Below are 15,671 nucleotides of genomic sequence, written 5' to 3' on the forward strand. Positions count from 1 at the left end.
CCCGGCGGCACCCCATACGCCAACACCTCCACCACCCCACCCAGCGTGTCAGCAGCCTTCTTCGCAGCATCCACCTCAGCGACCATCCGGACACTCGCGTCCGGATCGAGACACCGCAACGGGTCCGCGTCGATCCGCTCAGCATCCTCCGGCACCGGCCGCAAACCGGGCTTCGCGGCCACCGAGCCGAGCTCCACCACGTGCGACACGATCTCGATGCCGAGGGCCTGCTTCACCAGGGCCTTCGCCACGGTGCCCACGGCCACCCGCGCAGCCGTCTCCCGGGCGCTGGCCCGCTCCAGAATCGGCCGCGCATCCGTGTGACCGTACTTCTGCATGCCGGCCAGGTCGGCGTGGCCGGGCCGGGGACGGGTCAGCGGAGCGTTCCGGGCCTGACTCGCCAACTCGTCCGCATCCACCGGGTCGGCGGCCATCACCGTCTGCCACTTCGGCCACTCCGAGTTCCCCACCCGGATCGCGACCGGACTGCCCAGCGTGACGCCGTGCCGCAGACCACCGACGACCTCGACCTCATCCTGCTCGAACGCCATCCGCGCACCCCGGCCATAACCCAACCGACGACGCGCCAACTCACCCACGATGTCACCAGAAGTCACCACCACCCCGGCGGGAACCCCCTCCAACAACGCCACCAGAGCCGGACCATGCGATTCACCTGCAGTCAGCCAACGCAACACGACGGTCAGTCTGTCACGCCCGGTGCCGGCGTCGGCACCCTGTCCGGTCCGTCCCGCCCTGCGGACGCCGAGCTGCGCCGGGCGGGCCGCCGACCGGGTTCACGACCAGTCGAAGCGCATACCCAGTCGTTGTTCCAACGCCGCGTTGTGCGGGGCGAAGTGCACGCTCAACTCTTCCCGTACCTGCTCGGGCATGGCGCTGCTGCGGCGGTGGTTGTGCGCCTCGTACGCGGCGAGCTGGTGCGGGGGCAGACCGAGGAAGTCCAACACCCGGGCGTACGTGGCGGCCGGCTCGGCGTACAGCGTCTCGCTGGGCAGGATCAGCAGCTGGGAACGGTCGAACCGGTCCAGCCACGGCGTCAGGTGCTCCAGGTAGCGGCCCCGGGCCCGGTAGGTGTACCAGTCGTACGCCTCGCTGAAGTACGTCGGGTCGGCGATCAGCTTCTCCCGCTCCCCCGCCGTCCGCTCCTCCTCCCGGGCCAGCGCCTCGACGAAGTCCAACGGCTCCTTGCCCTCCGTGCGCCGCTCCTTCCAGTGCGAGTACGCCCGCTCCACGGGGTCCCGGAGCAGGAAGATCAACCGGACGTCGGGCATCAGCTCGGCTACCCGCTGCGCGGCGAGCGGGTGGAACATGTACAGCGGGGCGGCCTCACCGACGCGGACCGGCCCGCCGTGCCGACGTTCCAGGGCCTGCCGGTGCCGCACGGTCGGGAAGTGCGAGCGGTACCACGCCTCGCCCCGACCCCAGTTCTCCTCGAAGTAGTGCGAGGTCTTGGTGTTCCAGGCCGGGAAGAGCCGGGGCACCAGGGGGTGCGCCAGCAGGTAGCGCCACAGCGAGGTGGTGCCGCCCCGCTTGGTGCCGGTGATCAGGAAGTCGGGCAGCGGCCGACGGTCGCTGGTGCGTTCGCCGTACCGGACCAGCGAGCTGCGTACCTGGTGGGTGACCTGGTGCGGGACCACACCCTTGAGGCGGTCGCGGATCGTCATCGTCTCCCTCTCGTCACGCCGGTTTCGGCCTGAGCATCGTCACGGCGGCCCGGACCGTACCCCGGACCCGCCGGTCCAGCAGCAGCCCGGCGGCGACGACCGCCAGCACCGCCAGGGCCAGCGCCAGACCGGCCACGCCCCGGCCGGCGACCAGCGCGCTGAGCACCGCCACCACGGCCGCACCGCCGCCGGCCCCGAGCGCCGCCCAACCCACCGACCGGGTGAGCAGCGGCTCGCCGATCGCCACCCGGGCGGCGATCGCGGCCAGCACGTTCTCGGCGACCACGCCGGCCGTCCAGGCGTACGCCGCGCCGAGCGCCCCGTGGTCGGGGATGAGCAGGAAACCCAGGCCGACGGTGAGCGCCAGCCCCACCACGGTGGCCTGGAGGTGCCGGGTGCTGTTGCCGCTCATCAGCAGCATGGTCTGCACGATCCCCACCCCGGAGTTGACGAGCATCGCGAAGGCGAGCACCGCCAGCGGGGCGGCCCCGACGGTGAACCCGTCACCGAAGAGGCTGAGGAACCCGGGCGCGAACACCGCCAGCAGCAGGTACGCCGGCCAGGACAGCAGGATGATCACGACGGTGACCCGCCGGTAGACCAGCGCCGCGTCGGCGGTGCGCCCCTGCCCGAGCAGCCGGGAGAGCTGGGGCGCGACGGCCACCCGCAACCCCTGCATGATCAGCAGCCCGGCCAGGGCATACCGGCCGACCGCGCCGAAGACACCTGACTCGTCCGCACCGGCCAGCGCCGCGGTGAGCAACACCCCGACCCACATGCTGCTCGCGTCGATCGCCGCCGACACCGCCCGGGGCAGCGCGAAGCCCCAGAGGGTACGCCAGTCCGCGCCGTCCGGCCGCAGCCGCGCCCCCGCCAGCACCCCGAGCGGACGCAGCAGCAGGACGGCGGCGGCGACCACGGCCAACGCCACCGGCAGCAGCCAACCGCCGAACCCGACGGCCACCCCGGCCCCGGTGGCGACCGTCGCCAGCAGCAGTACGGGTCGGGCCAGCGGCACCAGCACGTACTGGATGCCGATCACGGCGGTCACCGGGCGGACCGCCCGGACGGCGGCGAGCAGCACGGTCATCGCCACGGTGACCGGCAGGGCGAGGAACGCCAGCCGCAGCAGTGTCGGCCCGTCCGACCGCTCGAAGAAGACCGGGGCGAGCCGGTCGGCGGTGAACGCGCCCACCGTCGCGACGACCCCGGTGAGCAGCAGCACCGGCAGCAACGCCACCGGCAGCAGCCGGGCGGCGTCACCGTCGACACCGGTGCGGCGTCGGGGCAGCGCCCAGACCAGCGCGGTGTCCGCACCGGCGCAGCAGATCGCGCCCAGAATGGAGACCACACCGATGGCGGTGAACAGCGCACCCGATCCGTCGGTGCCGAAACCGCGCACGATGACCACGGTGAGCAGGAAACCCAGCGCGCCGTTGACCGCCGCGCCGACCAGCCCCACCGCGCCGCTGCGGGCGCTGCGGCGGACCTCCCCGGCGCCGCTCGCCGCGTCGGAGGTGTCCGCCACCGGCCCGGCCGGTGCGTCGGCCGCCGTGGCACGGCGGTCGACCTGCCGAGGAGCCGCGGGTGTGGTCCCGGTCCCGGTGCCCGGATGGCTCATGTCCGCTCCCTGCCGTCCTCGGTGCCGGTCTGGTCTGCGGTCCGGGTGGCGGTCCGGACCGGTGGGGTGGGCCCGTCGGGCCGGGCCGGTTGCACCACGGTGGGTGCGTCCACCCCGCCACCCGGCCGGGACCCGCCGCCCGGAGCCGGGGCCAAGGTCGGCGATGGGACCGACGGCCGGGCCGAAGCCTGGGCGGCAGCGGGCAGCGGCGGTGAAAGCGGCCGGGGCGAAGCCTGGGTAGCGGCCGACACCGACGGTGGGACCGACGGCCGGACCGAAGCCTGGGTGGCGGCCGGCACCGGGTGCGGCGCAGCAGCGGAAGCCGGAGCGGGAGCGGGAGCCGGAGCCGGAGCGGAAGCGGGAGCCGGAGCCGGAGCGGAAGCGGGAGCCGGAGCCGGAGCGGAAGCGGGAGCCGGAGCCGGAGCGGAAGCGGGAGCCGGAGCGGGAGCCGGAGCCGGAGCCGGAGCCGGAGCCGGAGCCGGAACGGAAGCGGGAGCCGGGAGCGGGGGCCAGGCCGGGGCCGGGGCCGACGGCGACGCGCTCCGGCCGGCGGGAGCGGGAGCCGGGTCCGCAGCGGGTGCCGAAGCCGGACCTGGGGCCGGATTCGGAACCGGACTCGGGCCCGGGGTTGGAACTCGGCTCGGGGCCGGGGCCAGGGCTGGGGCCGCAGGGCGGGGCGGGACCGGGGTCGGGGGTGGGGTCGCGCCCCGGGGGGCGGACGGGGAAGCGCTGGCCGTGACCCTGGTGGGCGGGGACGGGACGCTGGCGGTGGCTCGGCCACGCGTGGCCGGGGCGGTGCCGGTGGCGCTGGGGGGCGGGACGGTGGCCGATGCCCTGGTCGGCACGGATGCCGTTCCGGTCGCCGCCGTCGGCGGGCCGGTGAGCGCCGCCGTCGGCGGGCCGGAGGCCGCCGCGGTGGGGCGGGGTGCGCGGGGCTCGACGACTCCGGGCGCGAGGGTCACCGGGCGGTTCACCGGCCCGCTGACCGCCGCCAACCCGACCCCGACCGCATAGAAGATCACCGACATGTTGGGGTCGATGTAGGCGTACACGGGGATCACCACCAGGGCGATCACCGGGATGGTGCTCAGCCACTGCCCGGCCGGGGAGACCGCGCCGGCGAGCCGCTTGGCGATCAGCACCAGCCAGGCCAGGAAGGCGACCAGGGCCGGGATGCCGTGGCTGTAGAGCACCTGCCAGATCATGCCCTGGGTGCCCAGCGGCTCCTCGGCGAGCGTGGTGTCGACGCTGTTGGGTGCGCCGTACCCGAGCAGCGGCGAGCGTTCGACGGCCTGGAGGGTACGCACGTAGAGGTCCATCCGGTCGACGTTGGTGTCGGTGCTGCTGACCCGGTTGTCGATCAGCTCCTGCACGGGCACCACCAGGCTGACCACCCAGACCAGCAGCACCAGCCCGCCGATCGAGGCGATCAGCTTGGCGTTGCCCCGTACCAGCGCCCGCAGGCCCAGGTAGGTCAGTCCCGCGCCGAGGCCGAGGAACATGCCCCGGTTGAGGGTCATGAACGCCGGCACCATCGACAGCGGCAACGACACCAGCAGCGCCACCCGGAACTTGCCGGTACGCACCGACGTCAGGTACGCCAGCACACACGGCACCAGCAGCGCGTACGCCGTGCCCCAGTTGTTGGTGTACGGGTAGGGCGCAGCGGTCCGGTAGATCGGGGCGCGCGAGACCGGGTTGAACTCGTTGGCCCGCACGTGGGTCAGCGCCTGGATGAACCGCTCCCCCGACATGCTGCCCGGCAGCAGCAGTTCCATCGGGGTGGTGAGCTGGAAGCGGGGTGCCAGCACCGCCAGCCAGCCCAGGGCGACCACGCCCAGCCAGTACCAGCCGAGGGGGCGGAGCACCTGGGCCCAGGGGACGCCGTCGCGGACCAGGTTGTAGACGTACACGCAGACGATCAGGGCGGTGACCATGAAGCCGAGCCGCAACCCGGAGGTGAGGTAGGCGGTGGCCCGGTCCAGCCGGGTGAAGCTGAGCAGCACCAGCGCCAGCAGCACCATCCAGCAGGCCGTGCCGGCGGGCAACGCCACCCGGCCCCGGGTGACCATCAGGCCCAGCAGCACCAGTCCGAACGCCGACCAGCCGAGGTAGAAGCCGCCGAGCGCCCACCACAGCGGCATCAACCCGAACATGGCCAACAGCGGCCAGGTGGGCAGCGGCGGCAGTCCGGTCGGCGACGTGCCGGCCCGACGCCGCCGGTCAGACACCTCGACCCCGACGCTGGGCCAGTCGGAGCACCCGTTCCCCGGAGAGCAGCCCGAGCACCACCGGGACGGTCACCAGCACCCGCTTCTCCCGGGGGTTGAGCCGGACCACCCGGCCGAGTTCCCGGACCGCCTCCCGCCGCCGTCGGCCGGAGGCGAGCGCGAAGGCGATCTGGCCGTGCAGCCGGGCCAGGCCGGTCCGGCTGCCCGCCAGCTCGGGGTGCTTGTCCAGCAGGTAGCGGGTGGCCTCGACGATGGTCGCCCAGCGGCCGAAGAAGAACGATCCGCCGTGCCAGTCGACCACCACCAGCACCTCGGGCACGATCACCACCGGGCCGTGCGCGGCGATCCGCAGCAGCCACTCGTAGTCCTCGCCGTAGCCGCCGGGCAGCTCCTCGTCGACCGGGCCGATGGCGTCCCAGGTCGAGCGGCGGATCAGGATGGTGCTGGAGTGCACCTCCATGATCCGGTCCTCGACGAAGTCGGGGAGGGTGACCTCGGCCCGGTCGAGTTGGCGTTCCTTGGCGATGCCGGGGCCCTCCAGCCGGATGCCGCAGCTCGCGGCGGCGGCGTCGGGGCGCTGCGCCAGCAGCTCGACCTGCCGGCGCAGCTTCGCCGGCAGCCAGAAGTCGTCGTCGTCGCAGAACGCGACCAGGTCGGCGGTGGCCTCGTCGGCGCCGGTGTTGCGACCGCCGGGCAGGCCCTGCCGGTGGGCGTTGTTGACATAGCGGAGGCTACGGCCGGCCGGGACGTCCACGGCCAGCTCGCGCAGGTCGGTGTGGTCGTAGACGACGATGCACTCCACCGGGCCGGGGTAGTCCTGGCCGAGCACGGCACCCACGGCCCGTTCCAGCAGGCCGGGCCGGTCCCGGGTGGCGATCACCACGGTCACCGGCGGGTGCTGCCCGACGGCCGTCGACTCAGTCACGTTTCTCTCCCGTCACCACGAATCCGACCGGCTCGACGCCCACCGCGCGCAGCCGTTCCACCAGTTGGCTCAGCCGGCCGGTGCGGGTCTTGTCCCGGGCGGCGACCAGCACGGCCCGGCCCTCCCGGGCGGCTCGCACGCCCCGCTCGTCGTGCAGGGCGGGAGGCGCGTCGATCACGGTGACGCCACCGCCGGTCGGGGCGTCCAGCGGGACCAGGTGCACCGCGCCGGACCCGATGCGCAGCTCCTCACCGTCGACCGTGGGGGTCTCCTTGGGCAGCACCCGGGGGATGATCTCGGTCTTGTCCGCCGAGGTGGTGGTGGAGCGGTAGACCCCGCCGTTCTTCGGGTCCTCGGTGGGGAACGGCCGGGGCTTGCGGACCGGCTGGATGATCATGGTGTCTTCCGGGCTGCCCATCGGGGCGGTGGCCGCCGGTGCCGGGACGGCGCTGGGCGCCGGGCGCGGGCGGGGCACCCGGGGGCGGGTCGGTTCGGTGGCCGGGTGGCGGCGCTGGGCGTCCTGGAGCAACGGCCGGATCCGGTCCCGGCTCTCTGGGGCCACCCCGAGCCGCACCTCGTGCCCGCCCTGGGCGAGCGCCGCGGCGATCCCGGCGGTGACCTGTTCGCGTCGCTCGTCGGCGGCGCTGGACAGCAGTACCAGCGGCAGCGGTCTCGGCCCGTCCACCCAGCGGCTCAGGGCCAGCACCAGGTAACGCAGGTCGGTGTCGGAGAGCCGCCCGGAGCGGTCCCGCCCGACGGTCCCCAGCAGCGGGGCGCCGACCAGCGCGGACGCCTCGTCGGCGGTACGCACCCGGCGGTCCATGGACTCCCGGACGAAGGCGACCAGACCGCCGACCAGCAGCCCGCCGAGCAGCCCGGCGACCAGGATCAGCGGGGCGGCGTCCCGGCTCGACGGGACGGGGGCGCGGGCGGCGCTGGTGACCGATCCGGGGCTCAGATCCGCCGAGCCGATCTTGGAACGCTGCTCGGCGAGGGTCGCCAGCTGGTCGTTGAGCGCCCGCAGCTGGTCCAGCAGGGCGCTGGTGCGCGGCGACGGGGTGGAGGAGTTCTGGTTGGCCGGCAACGACCGTTGGGTGGTGGTGCGCTGGCTGGTGACCAGGGCGATCGTGTCGTCGTACGACTTGAGCACAGCGGCGCGCTGGTTCTCGTACATCCCCTTGCGCAGTTCGAGGTACGCCTCGGCGGCGCCGTTCGCGCCGTCCACCGCCTCGGCCTCGCTGTGCCCGGAGTAGCTGAACCGCATCACCTGTCCACCGACCGGGGTTTCCACGGTGAGCGCGTCGGCCACGCCGGTGGTGTCCCGGCCGGTGATCGAGGCGACCTTGTCGATGACCCCGTTGCTGGTGGCGATCCCGCTCTCCGCGGTCATGTTGACCGCCCGGTCGGCACCACCGGAGGGCACCGAGAACGGGTCGGTGACCACCGGGCGGACCACCACGGCCGTGGTGGCGGTGTAGGTGGCGGGAAAGACCAGCAGGTAGGCGGCCACCAGTAACAGCACCAACCCGGTGGCGGCGAGCACCGTGCGCCACCGCCGCACCGGGATACGGGCCAACTCGGCCAGGCCGACCGGGCGCTGCCGGGCGGGAGTGACGTCGGTCACGTCCATCAGTCAGGTCCTCTAGCGATGAGGGGGGTGGGCAGGTCGGCGTGGGCCGGACGTCGGCCCCGGTGCGAGCCGCCGGTCGTCCTATTGTCGCCGACCGTTCACTTATGGTCGACAGCCGACCGGTCCCCTGCGCGACGGGCGGCCCGCCGGTGCCTCGGGGACACCGGCGGACCGCCCGTACCAAAGGTGGGTCAGGAGGTGGCGAAGAACAGCGTCTTGCTCGACCAGTCCACGCCGGCACCGGCCGGCGCGATCTCCACCGAGGCGGCGCCGTCGACGGCGACCTCGTCGAACGGCACGGCGCGCAGCGAGCCGTTGGTGTTGCCATAGACGATCTTGCCGTTGACCCAGGCCATCCCCCGCACGGAGCCCCAGTTCAGGCCCACGCTCGGCAGGGTGAACTCGGTGCAGCCCACCACGTAGCCGTCCGGCTCCAGGTAGCGGTAGAACAACTTGTTGGTGCCGGCCTTGGTGTAGTACATCCGGCCGTCGAGGTAGAACGCGCCGGCCATGGTCGCCGGGTTGAACCAGTCGTTGTAGCCGCTGCTGACCCAGGGTGCGCCCACCGAACCGCCGGTGAACATCGACACACCCAGGTAGCTGCCACCGGCGGCGGTCGCGTCGGTCTTGGACCAGTAGAGCTTGTTGCCGACCGAGAAGGCCGCGCCGGCCGCGGTGAGGTTCGCCTGCGCGCTGCCCGCCGGCGTGCCCAGCGTGCTGCCGTCGAACGGCACCCGGGTGGTCTGCCCGTTGCCGGTGCCGACGTACAGGTAACCCGACGACGCCGTCGGCGCGTTGGTCGCCGCGACCGTACGCCCACCGGCGAGCGGGAACAGGCCCATCCGCCCGTGGTACTCGTTGCCCAGCCCGTCGGAGTCGAAGCCGGCGTACAGGCCGGTGCTGCCCCGCCACAGCTCCCACATGATCGGGCCCCAGGTGGTGGTGCCCGCCGGGGCGCCCGACCGGGTCGGGTTCCAGACCAGCGGCAGGCCGTTGATCGGGTCCAGCGCGCCCAGGCCGAACCGGTTGACCGCGCCACTGCCGGCCGAGTCGTTGCCGTTGGCGTTGCTCAGCCAGCGGAAGTGACCGCCGACGTAGACCACGTTGTCGGCCACCTCGAGGGAGGTCACCGAGTCGGTGCCGGTGTAGTTGACCCAGGTGGCGTCCAGGGCCGTACCCCGGTCAGCGGTCTCGAACCGGGCGATGGCGTCGCAGTACGCCCCGTCGCCCCGGCCACCGTCGGCGATGATCACGAAGTATGAGCCGTCGTCGGAGAAGTCGACGTCCCGGGCGTAGAACGGGAACGAGCCGCTGTAGCAGGGCGCCACGTAGCGCTGGGTGCTCCAGTTGGCGACCGCCGGGGTGCCGTCCAGGTCGACGACCACCACCTGGTTGCGGGGCTGGCCGTTGACCTCGGTGAAGTTGCCCACCGCGACCAGGGTCTTGTTGTCGGGTGCGACGGCGAGACCCCAGACCAGCTCACTGCTGGCCCGGGCGACGCTGGCGTCGATCTGGAAGCTCGGGTCGATCGCACCGGTGGTCGCGTCGAGCCGGGCCAGCAGCGAGTGCTCGGTGCCGTTGACCCAGTGGAACGCGCCCGCGATGTAGAGCTTGTTGCCGACCACGACGGTCCGGCGGACCAGTCCGCCGTCACTGCGGCCGACCCAGCCGGTGATCGTCGCGCCGGTGGCCGGGTCCAGCTGGACGAGGTTCTTGCGGCTGACCCCGTTGACGTTCTTGAACGCGCCGCCGACGATCAGCTTGCCGTCCGGGCTCACCGCGAGGGCGTGCACCGCACCGTCCAGGGTCGGGGCGAAGTCGGCCTTCAACGCCCCGCTGCTGCGGTCGTAGGCGAACAGGTAGTTGCGGGAGGTCCAGCTCGTGCCCCCGGCGGCCTTGACCGAGGTGAACGAGCCACCCACGTAGATCGTGTTACCGATCTCGGCGAACGCCTTGGTGTCGCCGTCCTGCGCGTGCGGAATGTTGTCCGCCGGGTTCGCCGACGTGAGAGTGCTGGTCACCGGGGTGAGGTCCGCCGCGTGGGCGGGCGCGGCCAGCAGGCTGACCGCGAGCACCGGTACGGCGAGAGCGGCGAACCACCGCCGCCACACCGGTCGAGACGTTCTGTGAAGCACTGGCGCCCCCAAAAATGAAGTGAGATCACGCGTAGCTTGCTCTGCCCGGACATTTCGCACCATCAACCGACCGGTCCACTCGACCACCGGCTCGGTCCGGTCCTGCCGTACGGGTCGCGTCCGGGCGACCCACGGAGGACGAGGATTGCGCATCGACCGGCGGGACCCGTCACCGGCCTGCCCGGTCCCGGCCGGCCTCACGCCGGCTCCGCCCACCGGAACGGCGGGACCGTGCCGGTGGTGGTGACCGTCCAGGACGCCGCGCTGGCCAGGTCGTCGGCCGTGACGGCGTCGGCCTCCCGGGCCAGCACCAGGCCCCGCCGGTCGAGTTCCCGGGCCATCTCGACCTGGTGGTCGTCGACGTGTTCGCCGTGCCGGGCCCGGCGCGGCACGTAGACGGCACGGCGGCCGGCCCGCATCGCGGCCAGCGCCGAACCGACCCCGGCGTGGGTGACGATCACGTCGGCCTCCCGCATGGCCTGCTGCATCTCGGCGTGCGGCACCTGCCGGCGGGCCCCGGCCGGCATCCGGGGGATGCGGGTCGACCCCACCTGCCAGAGCACCTCCGCCTCGGGGGGCACCACGTCGACCAGGCGTTGCAGCAGGCGCGGAAAGCCGAAGCGGGACTGGGTGCCGAGGGTCACCACGATCCGGGAGACCGGGCGCGGGGCGGCGGGTGCGGGCAGGTAGCCGTCGAAGATGGAACCGCCGTAGCGCCACCGGCCGCCCGCCCAACCCGGGTACTGGGTGTAGAGCCGGGTCCGGGGCACCCGGGCGACCAGCCGACCGGTCAGCGACGGGCCCTCGGTGCGGGTGGCGCTCTCGATGTAGTGGCAGTCGAGGCCGTGCCGCACGGCGGGCAGGAAGAACGACATGGCGACGCTGGCACCGGTGCTGACCACCCGGCGGAACCGTCCGCCGCAGAGCACCCGGCGGGCGGCCAGCAGATCGCGCAGCGCACCGACCGGGTCCCGGGTGGCGGCCGGCGGCACGTGGATGACCTCGTGTCCGTGGAGCAGCGAGCGGCTCTGCGGGGAGTCGAACGTCGCCCAGACGCAGTCGTCCTGCACCCCGAGCCGGGGCAGCAGATCGTGCAGCTCGGCGAGGTGCCCACCGGTGGAGGCGACGAGGAGGGTGGTCACGGTGGTGGCCCAACTTCCGTTCGAGGAGTGGTGGGGGCCGGGTCCGTCGCGGCGCGGGGAGGGGTAGCGCCGGTCCGGACGGGGGAGGGGGTCAGGTACCGGTGGTCAGCCGGTCGGCGTTGCGCGGTGCCGGGTCGGCAGGCGTCCCCGGCGGGCGGACCCGGCCGTCGGCGACCAGCACGGCGAGCACCATCACGCCGGTCAGCAGGGTGCCGAAGAACCAGCCGCCGAAGACGTCGGTGAGCCAGTGCTTCTCGGCGTAGATGCGGGTGTAGCCCTCCACCGTGACCAGCACCGCCAGGGCGGTGACCAGGCCGATCAGCACCCGACGGGGGATCCGCCAGGTCAGCGCGGCCAGCACCAGGATGGTGCCGAAGGTCATCAGCACCCGGGCGCAGCCGCCGGAGGGGTAGGTGCCCAGGTCGGTCGGCGGGTGGCCCCGGTCGACGACCTTCGCGAGGATCGTCTGGGTGTACTGCTCGACGACGAACTGCAACGGCATCGCCACCAGCGGAATCCACCAGCGGCGGCGACGCCAGGCGATAGCGAAGCCGATCGCGGCCACCACGGTCACCCACTTGAGCGGGTAGCGGTCGCCGATCGGGGAGATGAACAGGTTGACGTCTTCCCAGAAGCCGACCCGGTGGGCGTGCACGTAGTCGAAGACGGGGTGGTCGACGTGGGGTTCGAGCCGGGAGATCGCCTCACCGAGCGGCCAGCAGACGGCGACGACCGCCGCCGCACCGGCCAGCAGCACCACCAGCGCCGCCCCGGTCCGACCGAACGCGGCGGTCAGCCCGGCGAGGGCGATCCGGAAGCGTTCGGCCGTCCGGCCGGTGTCGACGGCCGACGCCCACCGGGCCGCCAGCACCGGAACTGTCAGCAGGGGCACCAGCACGGCCAACACGGCTAACACGTAGACGATGGTCACCTGGGGTCACCGCCGCCCGAACGGCCGGCGGCCGGGGCGCAGGTGACCCCGAACTGATTGACGCGTGACGATCCCATCGTGCTCCCTGATTGTGCCGGCCATCGGCCGGGCCTCCCCACACCCCGGACGAGGTCCCCACGCCGTCCCGGGCCGCACCGACCACGCCGTCGCCGGCCAGTGGTCATCGAGTGGGGCCACCCTAATGGAACGTGAGCCGGCTTCGGTAGCGGCGGTGACGGCAGTGTGGGCTTTTCGCCGTTTTTCCGGTCGGGACCCCGACACTTGTCCCATTCACCGGGAGAAACCGCCGGTCAGGGGCGGGGTGAGCCCAGCCGGTCGGCGAGCGTGTGCAGCAGTGCGGGATGCAACTTCGCACTCCAGCCGCCCCCGCCGGCTGCCAGTTCCGCCGTCCGCAACCACAGCTCGACGAGATATGCGTCGGCGACGAATTGACGCCCCGCCGGGTCCAGGCCGAACGCCGGGCCGTGCCGGTCCAACAGCTCGACCATCTCGCCGGTCGCCCCCGCCACGTCCCGGCCGGCCAGCGACAACGCGCTCTGGAAACCCTGGTGGGCGAGGTCGAACCCGAGGGGCCGGTCGGCACCGCTGTTCTCCCAGTCCCAGACGACCAACCGGCCCCGGTGCCGGCCGAGGTTCCACGGCACCCAGTCGCCGTGCCAGTGCCCGAACTCCACCGGCCGGTCGCCGTCACGGTCGACGAGGGCGGCCAGCGCCCCGACCACCGGACCACCGGCGGTCGCGGCCCGCGCGGTCACATCGGCCAGGAACGCCGAGCCGCGCAATGGGCGGCGGGCCGCCGCCGGGCCACCGCGCCGGGCCACCGCCAGCATCGCGGCCACCTCCGGGCGCAGCGGGTGACGCGGCCTGCGGATCCGGGCCGGCATCGGCTCGACCAGGGTCACCGCCAGGTCACCCCAGCTCACCTCGTCCAGCAGCCGGGGCACGTCCGGGAAGTCACCGCCGTCGCGGGGCAGATCCCGCAGCGCGGCGGCCTCCGCGCGGACCATCGCCCGGGTCGCGTCGTTCCACCCGATCTTCGCGTACGCCCGCGCGGCGCCCCGGTCGTCGAAGAGCTGCAACGTCGGCTTGTGGTGCGGGTCCGGCGGCCGGATGCCGATCGCGGCGTGCAGCGGTCGGCCAGCCAGCCGGCCCAGGTGCTCGGCGAGCAGCAACTCGGCCGGATCGGCGTCGGTGGGCACCGCGACGGTCAGCACCGGCATCCGGGCCAGCCCGGTCGCCCCGAGCCCGGCCAGCATCCCGACGGCCAACCGGTTGGCCCGCACCCGGGGCGGGCGCAGCGCGTTGTACGCCAGGGTCGACGCCGCGCCGACCCGGCGGGAGACGAGCGGGAGCAGGAACCTGGCCCGCTCCACCGAGGGCACCACGGCGTACCGGACGGCCGGGCGGTGGGTGGCGGGCACCGGGTCGGGCGGGCTGCCGAGCCAGAGCCGGGGGTCACCGAAGATGGCCCGGGTCACCCAGCCCAGGCCGTCCTGCCGGGTCCGCGGGTCCGTCGCCACCGTCATGCCCTCCCCCTGTCCCGCCCGACCGCCGCGCGCTGGCGGACACGATAGGGGCAGCGGGCAAGCAGCCGCCCGGCGGGCCGAGGCCCACCGGGCGGCGTACGGTGCCCGGTCCGGGTCAGCGCTGCCAGACGCGGACGTAGTCGACCCGGAAGTCGGCCGGGAAGCGGGTGGCCGCGTCGGGGTCGCCCAGCCAGCCGCCGACCTGGAAGTTCAGCCGCAGGTTGAACGGCTTGTTGAACGCCTCGTCGAACCACGGGGTGGTGCTGCGGTCGCGCTGCCAGACCTGCCGGCCGTCGATGTACCAGCGGATCACCCCCGGCTCCCACTCCGTGGTGTACGTGTGGAAGCCGTCACCCGGGTAGCCGGTCGGGAAGTCCCACCGCTGGTCCTGCTTGACCGGCGTGTAGTCGTAGAAGATCGCCTGGGTGGCGGCCCCGTGCAGGGACGACCCTCCGGGCAGCTCCACCACGTCGATCTCGCCCTTGCCGCCGTCGTCAGGGCGCAGCCAGAACGCCGGCCAGAGGCCCTTGGAGTCGGTCGGCCCGTTGGGCGACTTGGCCCGCATCTCGAACCGGCCGTAGGTGAACGACGCCTTGCCGATGGTGTCCAGGTAACTCTGGGTGTACTGCCGGGTCTGCGAGCTGCACACCGCGGTCTCCCGCTGGGCGCGCAGGGTCAGCACCCCGTCGGCGACGAAGGTGTTGTCCGCGTCGTCGACGTTGCAGCCCTTGTCGATGTCGCGGCCCTCGTTGTCGCGCAGGTTCCACCGTTTCAGGTCGACGGTGGGCCCGGTGAACTCGTCGGACCAGACCAGCCGCCAGCCGGGCACGTCCGTGCCGGGGCGGACCGTCGGCGTGGGGCGGGGGGCGGCCGTGGTCGGCGCGGGCGGGCCGACCGTCCGGGTCGGCGACGGCGCCACCGTACGCGTCGGCGTGGGCTTCGGGGCGGCGGTGGTCGGCGGGGCCGTGGTGGCCGGTGGCCGGGTCGGCGGCCGGCCGCCCCGCTGGTAGGTCACCACCAGGCTGGGCCGGATGGTGGCCTTCGTGTTCTCCCGGGACGCCCAGTAGATGCGGGTGTTCCAGTTCTCCTGGGTCAGGGCGAAGGTGACCTGGCCGTTGCCGCTGACCGCGCCGGAGACGTCCCACTCGTTGTAGCCCTGGGCGACCCGGTCGACGGTGGCCAGCGCCGGGCCGAGGACGGGCCGTTCGTGCCACGCGCCGGTACCGACCGCGGTGCCCTCGGCGGCGTGCGCCCGGACCCGGGAGGTGAACTGCTGCCAGGCGTACACCCGCAGGGACGCCTTGACCTTCACCGCGTCGGCGGGCAGGCCACGCACCTGGAACTCCAGGACGGCGTCGCGCTGGCCGACCCGGTTGCCGTCGCAGAGTTGCGGGCAGCTGGCCAGGGTGGTCTTGACCCCGTTGTCGCCGTCCTGCGGGACCTGGGTGGCCGTGGTGTCCGCGACGGCGGAGAGCACGATCGGCGGCACCTCGGCGGCGATCAGCGGCATCATCGTGGCCACGATGCCGCCGACTGCGGTGACGCTCAGGACACTGAGGACGACCGCCTTGCGTCGGCCGGTGATGGCCGGAAGGGCGCGGTGGATTCCGTGCCTGCTCAAGGAACTCTCCCCGGGTGGGCGACGATTACCGGCAGCAGCGTAACCACCACGGGCGGCTGTGGCAGGGGTGAAATCAAGGTGGCGACAGGACTTAACCAAAGAATAAGGCAGCCGGGGTTGCTTTTCGGCGGGCGAGCCAACGAATGCCGGCTTCCCGAGGTTACGCCTGATTGACCGGAAAGTCGGCGATGCGGTTCGCCGTC

The 15,671-nt window shown here is 73.3% G+C and carries 11 protein-coding genes; all 11 read right to left on the reverse strand.

The features are described 5' to 3' along the window. The coding region (aroC, locus tag AB0K25_RS29105) for a chorismate synthase (protein WP_363823749.1) at nt 1-698 on the reverse strand (698 nt) is incomplete at its 3' end. 99 nt (nt 699-797) lie between these two features. Beyond that, nucleotides 798-1,685 (reverse strand): sulfotransferase domain-containing protein, encoded by an 888-nt coding sequence (locus AB0K25_RS29110; protein ID WP_219469702.1) that lies wholly within the window; start codon nt 1,683-1,685, stop codon nt 798-800. A gap of 13 nt (nt 1,686-1,698) precedes the next feature. Continuing rightward, on the reverse strand, nt 1,699-3,306 hold the full coding sequence (locus tag AB0K25_RS29115) for a polysaccharide biosynthesis C-terminal domain-containing protein (RefSeq protein ID WP_219469700.1): 1,608 nt from the start codon (nt 3,304-3,306) through the stop codon (nt 1,699-1,701). Continuing rightward, nucleotides 3,303-5,537, reverse strand: coding sequence for a hypothetical protein (locus AB0K25_RS29120; protein WP_363823751.1), 2,235 nt, complete (start codon nt 5,535-5,537; stop codon nt 3,303-3,305). Before AB0K25_RS29120 ends, AB0K25_RS29115 begins: the two co-directional genes overlap by 4 nt. Beyond that, nucleotides 5,530-6,462, reverse strand: coding sequence for a glycosyltransferase family A protein (locus AB0K25_RS29125; protein ID WP_219469693.1), 933 nt, complete (start codon nt 6,460-6,462; stop codon nt 5,530-5,532). Before AB0K25_RS29125 ends, AB0K25_RS29120 begins: the two co-directional genes overlap by 8 nt. Further along, nucleotides 6,455-8,092, reverse strand: coding sequence for a hypothetical protein (locus AB0K25_RS29130; protein WP_219469691.1), 1,638 nt, complete (start codon nt 8,090-8,092; stop codon nt 6,455-6,457). The genes AB0K25_RS29125 and AB0K25_RS29130 overlap by 8 nt, the downstream gene beginning before the upstream one ends. A 191-nt stretch (nt 8,093-8,283) precedes the next feature. Further along, nucleotides 8,284-10,203 carry a delta-60 repeat domain-containing protein gene (locus AB0K25_RS29135; protein WP_219469688.1) on the reverse strand — a complete coding sequence of 640 codons (1,920 nt, stop codon included), beginning with the start codon at nt 10,201-10,203 and terminating at the stop codon, nt 8,284-8,286. Nucleotides 10,204-10,424: 221 nt separating this feature from the next. Further along, nucleotides 10,425-11,369 (reverse strand): glycosyltransferase, encoded by a 945-nt coding sequence (locus AB0K25_RS29140; RefSeq protein ID WP_357535848.1) that lies wholly within the window; start codon nt 11,367-11,369, stop codon nt 10,425-10,427. A 91-nt stretch (nt 11,370-11,460) separates the two neighbouring features. Next, complete coding sequence (locus AB0K25_RS29145; protein WP_219469682.1) at nt 11,461-12,300, reverse strand: phosphatase PAP2 family protein; 840 nt, start codon at nt 12,298-12,300, stop codon at nt 11,461-11,463. A gap of 311 nt (nt 12,301-12,611) precedes the next feature. Then, entirely contained in the window at nt 12,612-13,847 is a 1,236-nt protein-coding gene (locus AB0K25_RS29150; protein WP_363823753.1) for a hypothetical protein, read from the reverse strand. A 115-nt stretch (nt 13,848-13,962) separates the two neighbouring features. Next, complete coding sequence (locus tag AB0K25_RS29155; protein ID WP_363823754.1) at nt 13,963-15,468, reverse strand: family 16 glycosylhydrolase; 1,506 nt, start codon at nt 15,466-15,468, stop codon at nt 13,963-13,965. Between the last annotated feature and the right edge of the window lie 203 nt (nt 15,469-15,671).

The organism is Micromonospora sp. NPDC049257 (assembly GCF_040678915.1).
GTDB lineage: Bacteria > Actinomycetota > Actinomycetes > Mycobacteriales > Micromonosporaceae > Micromonospora > Micromonospora antibiotica.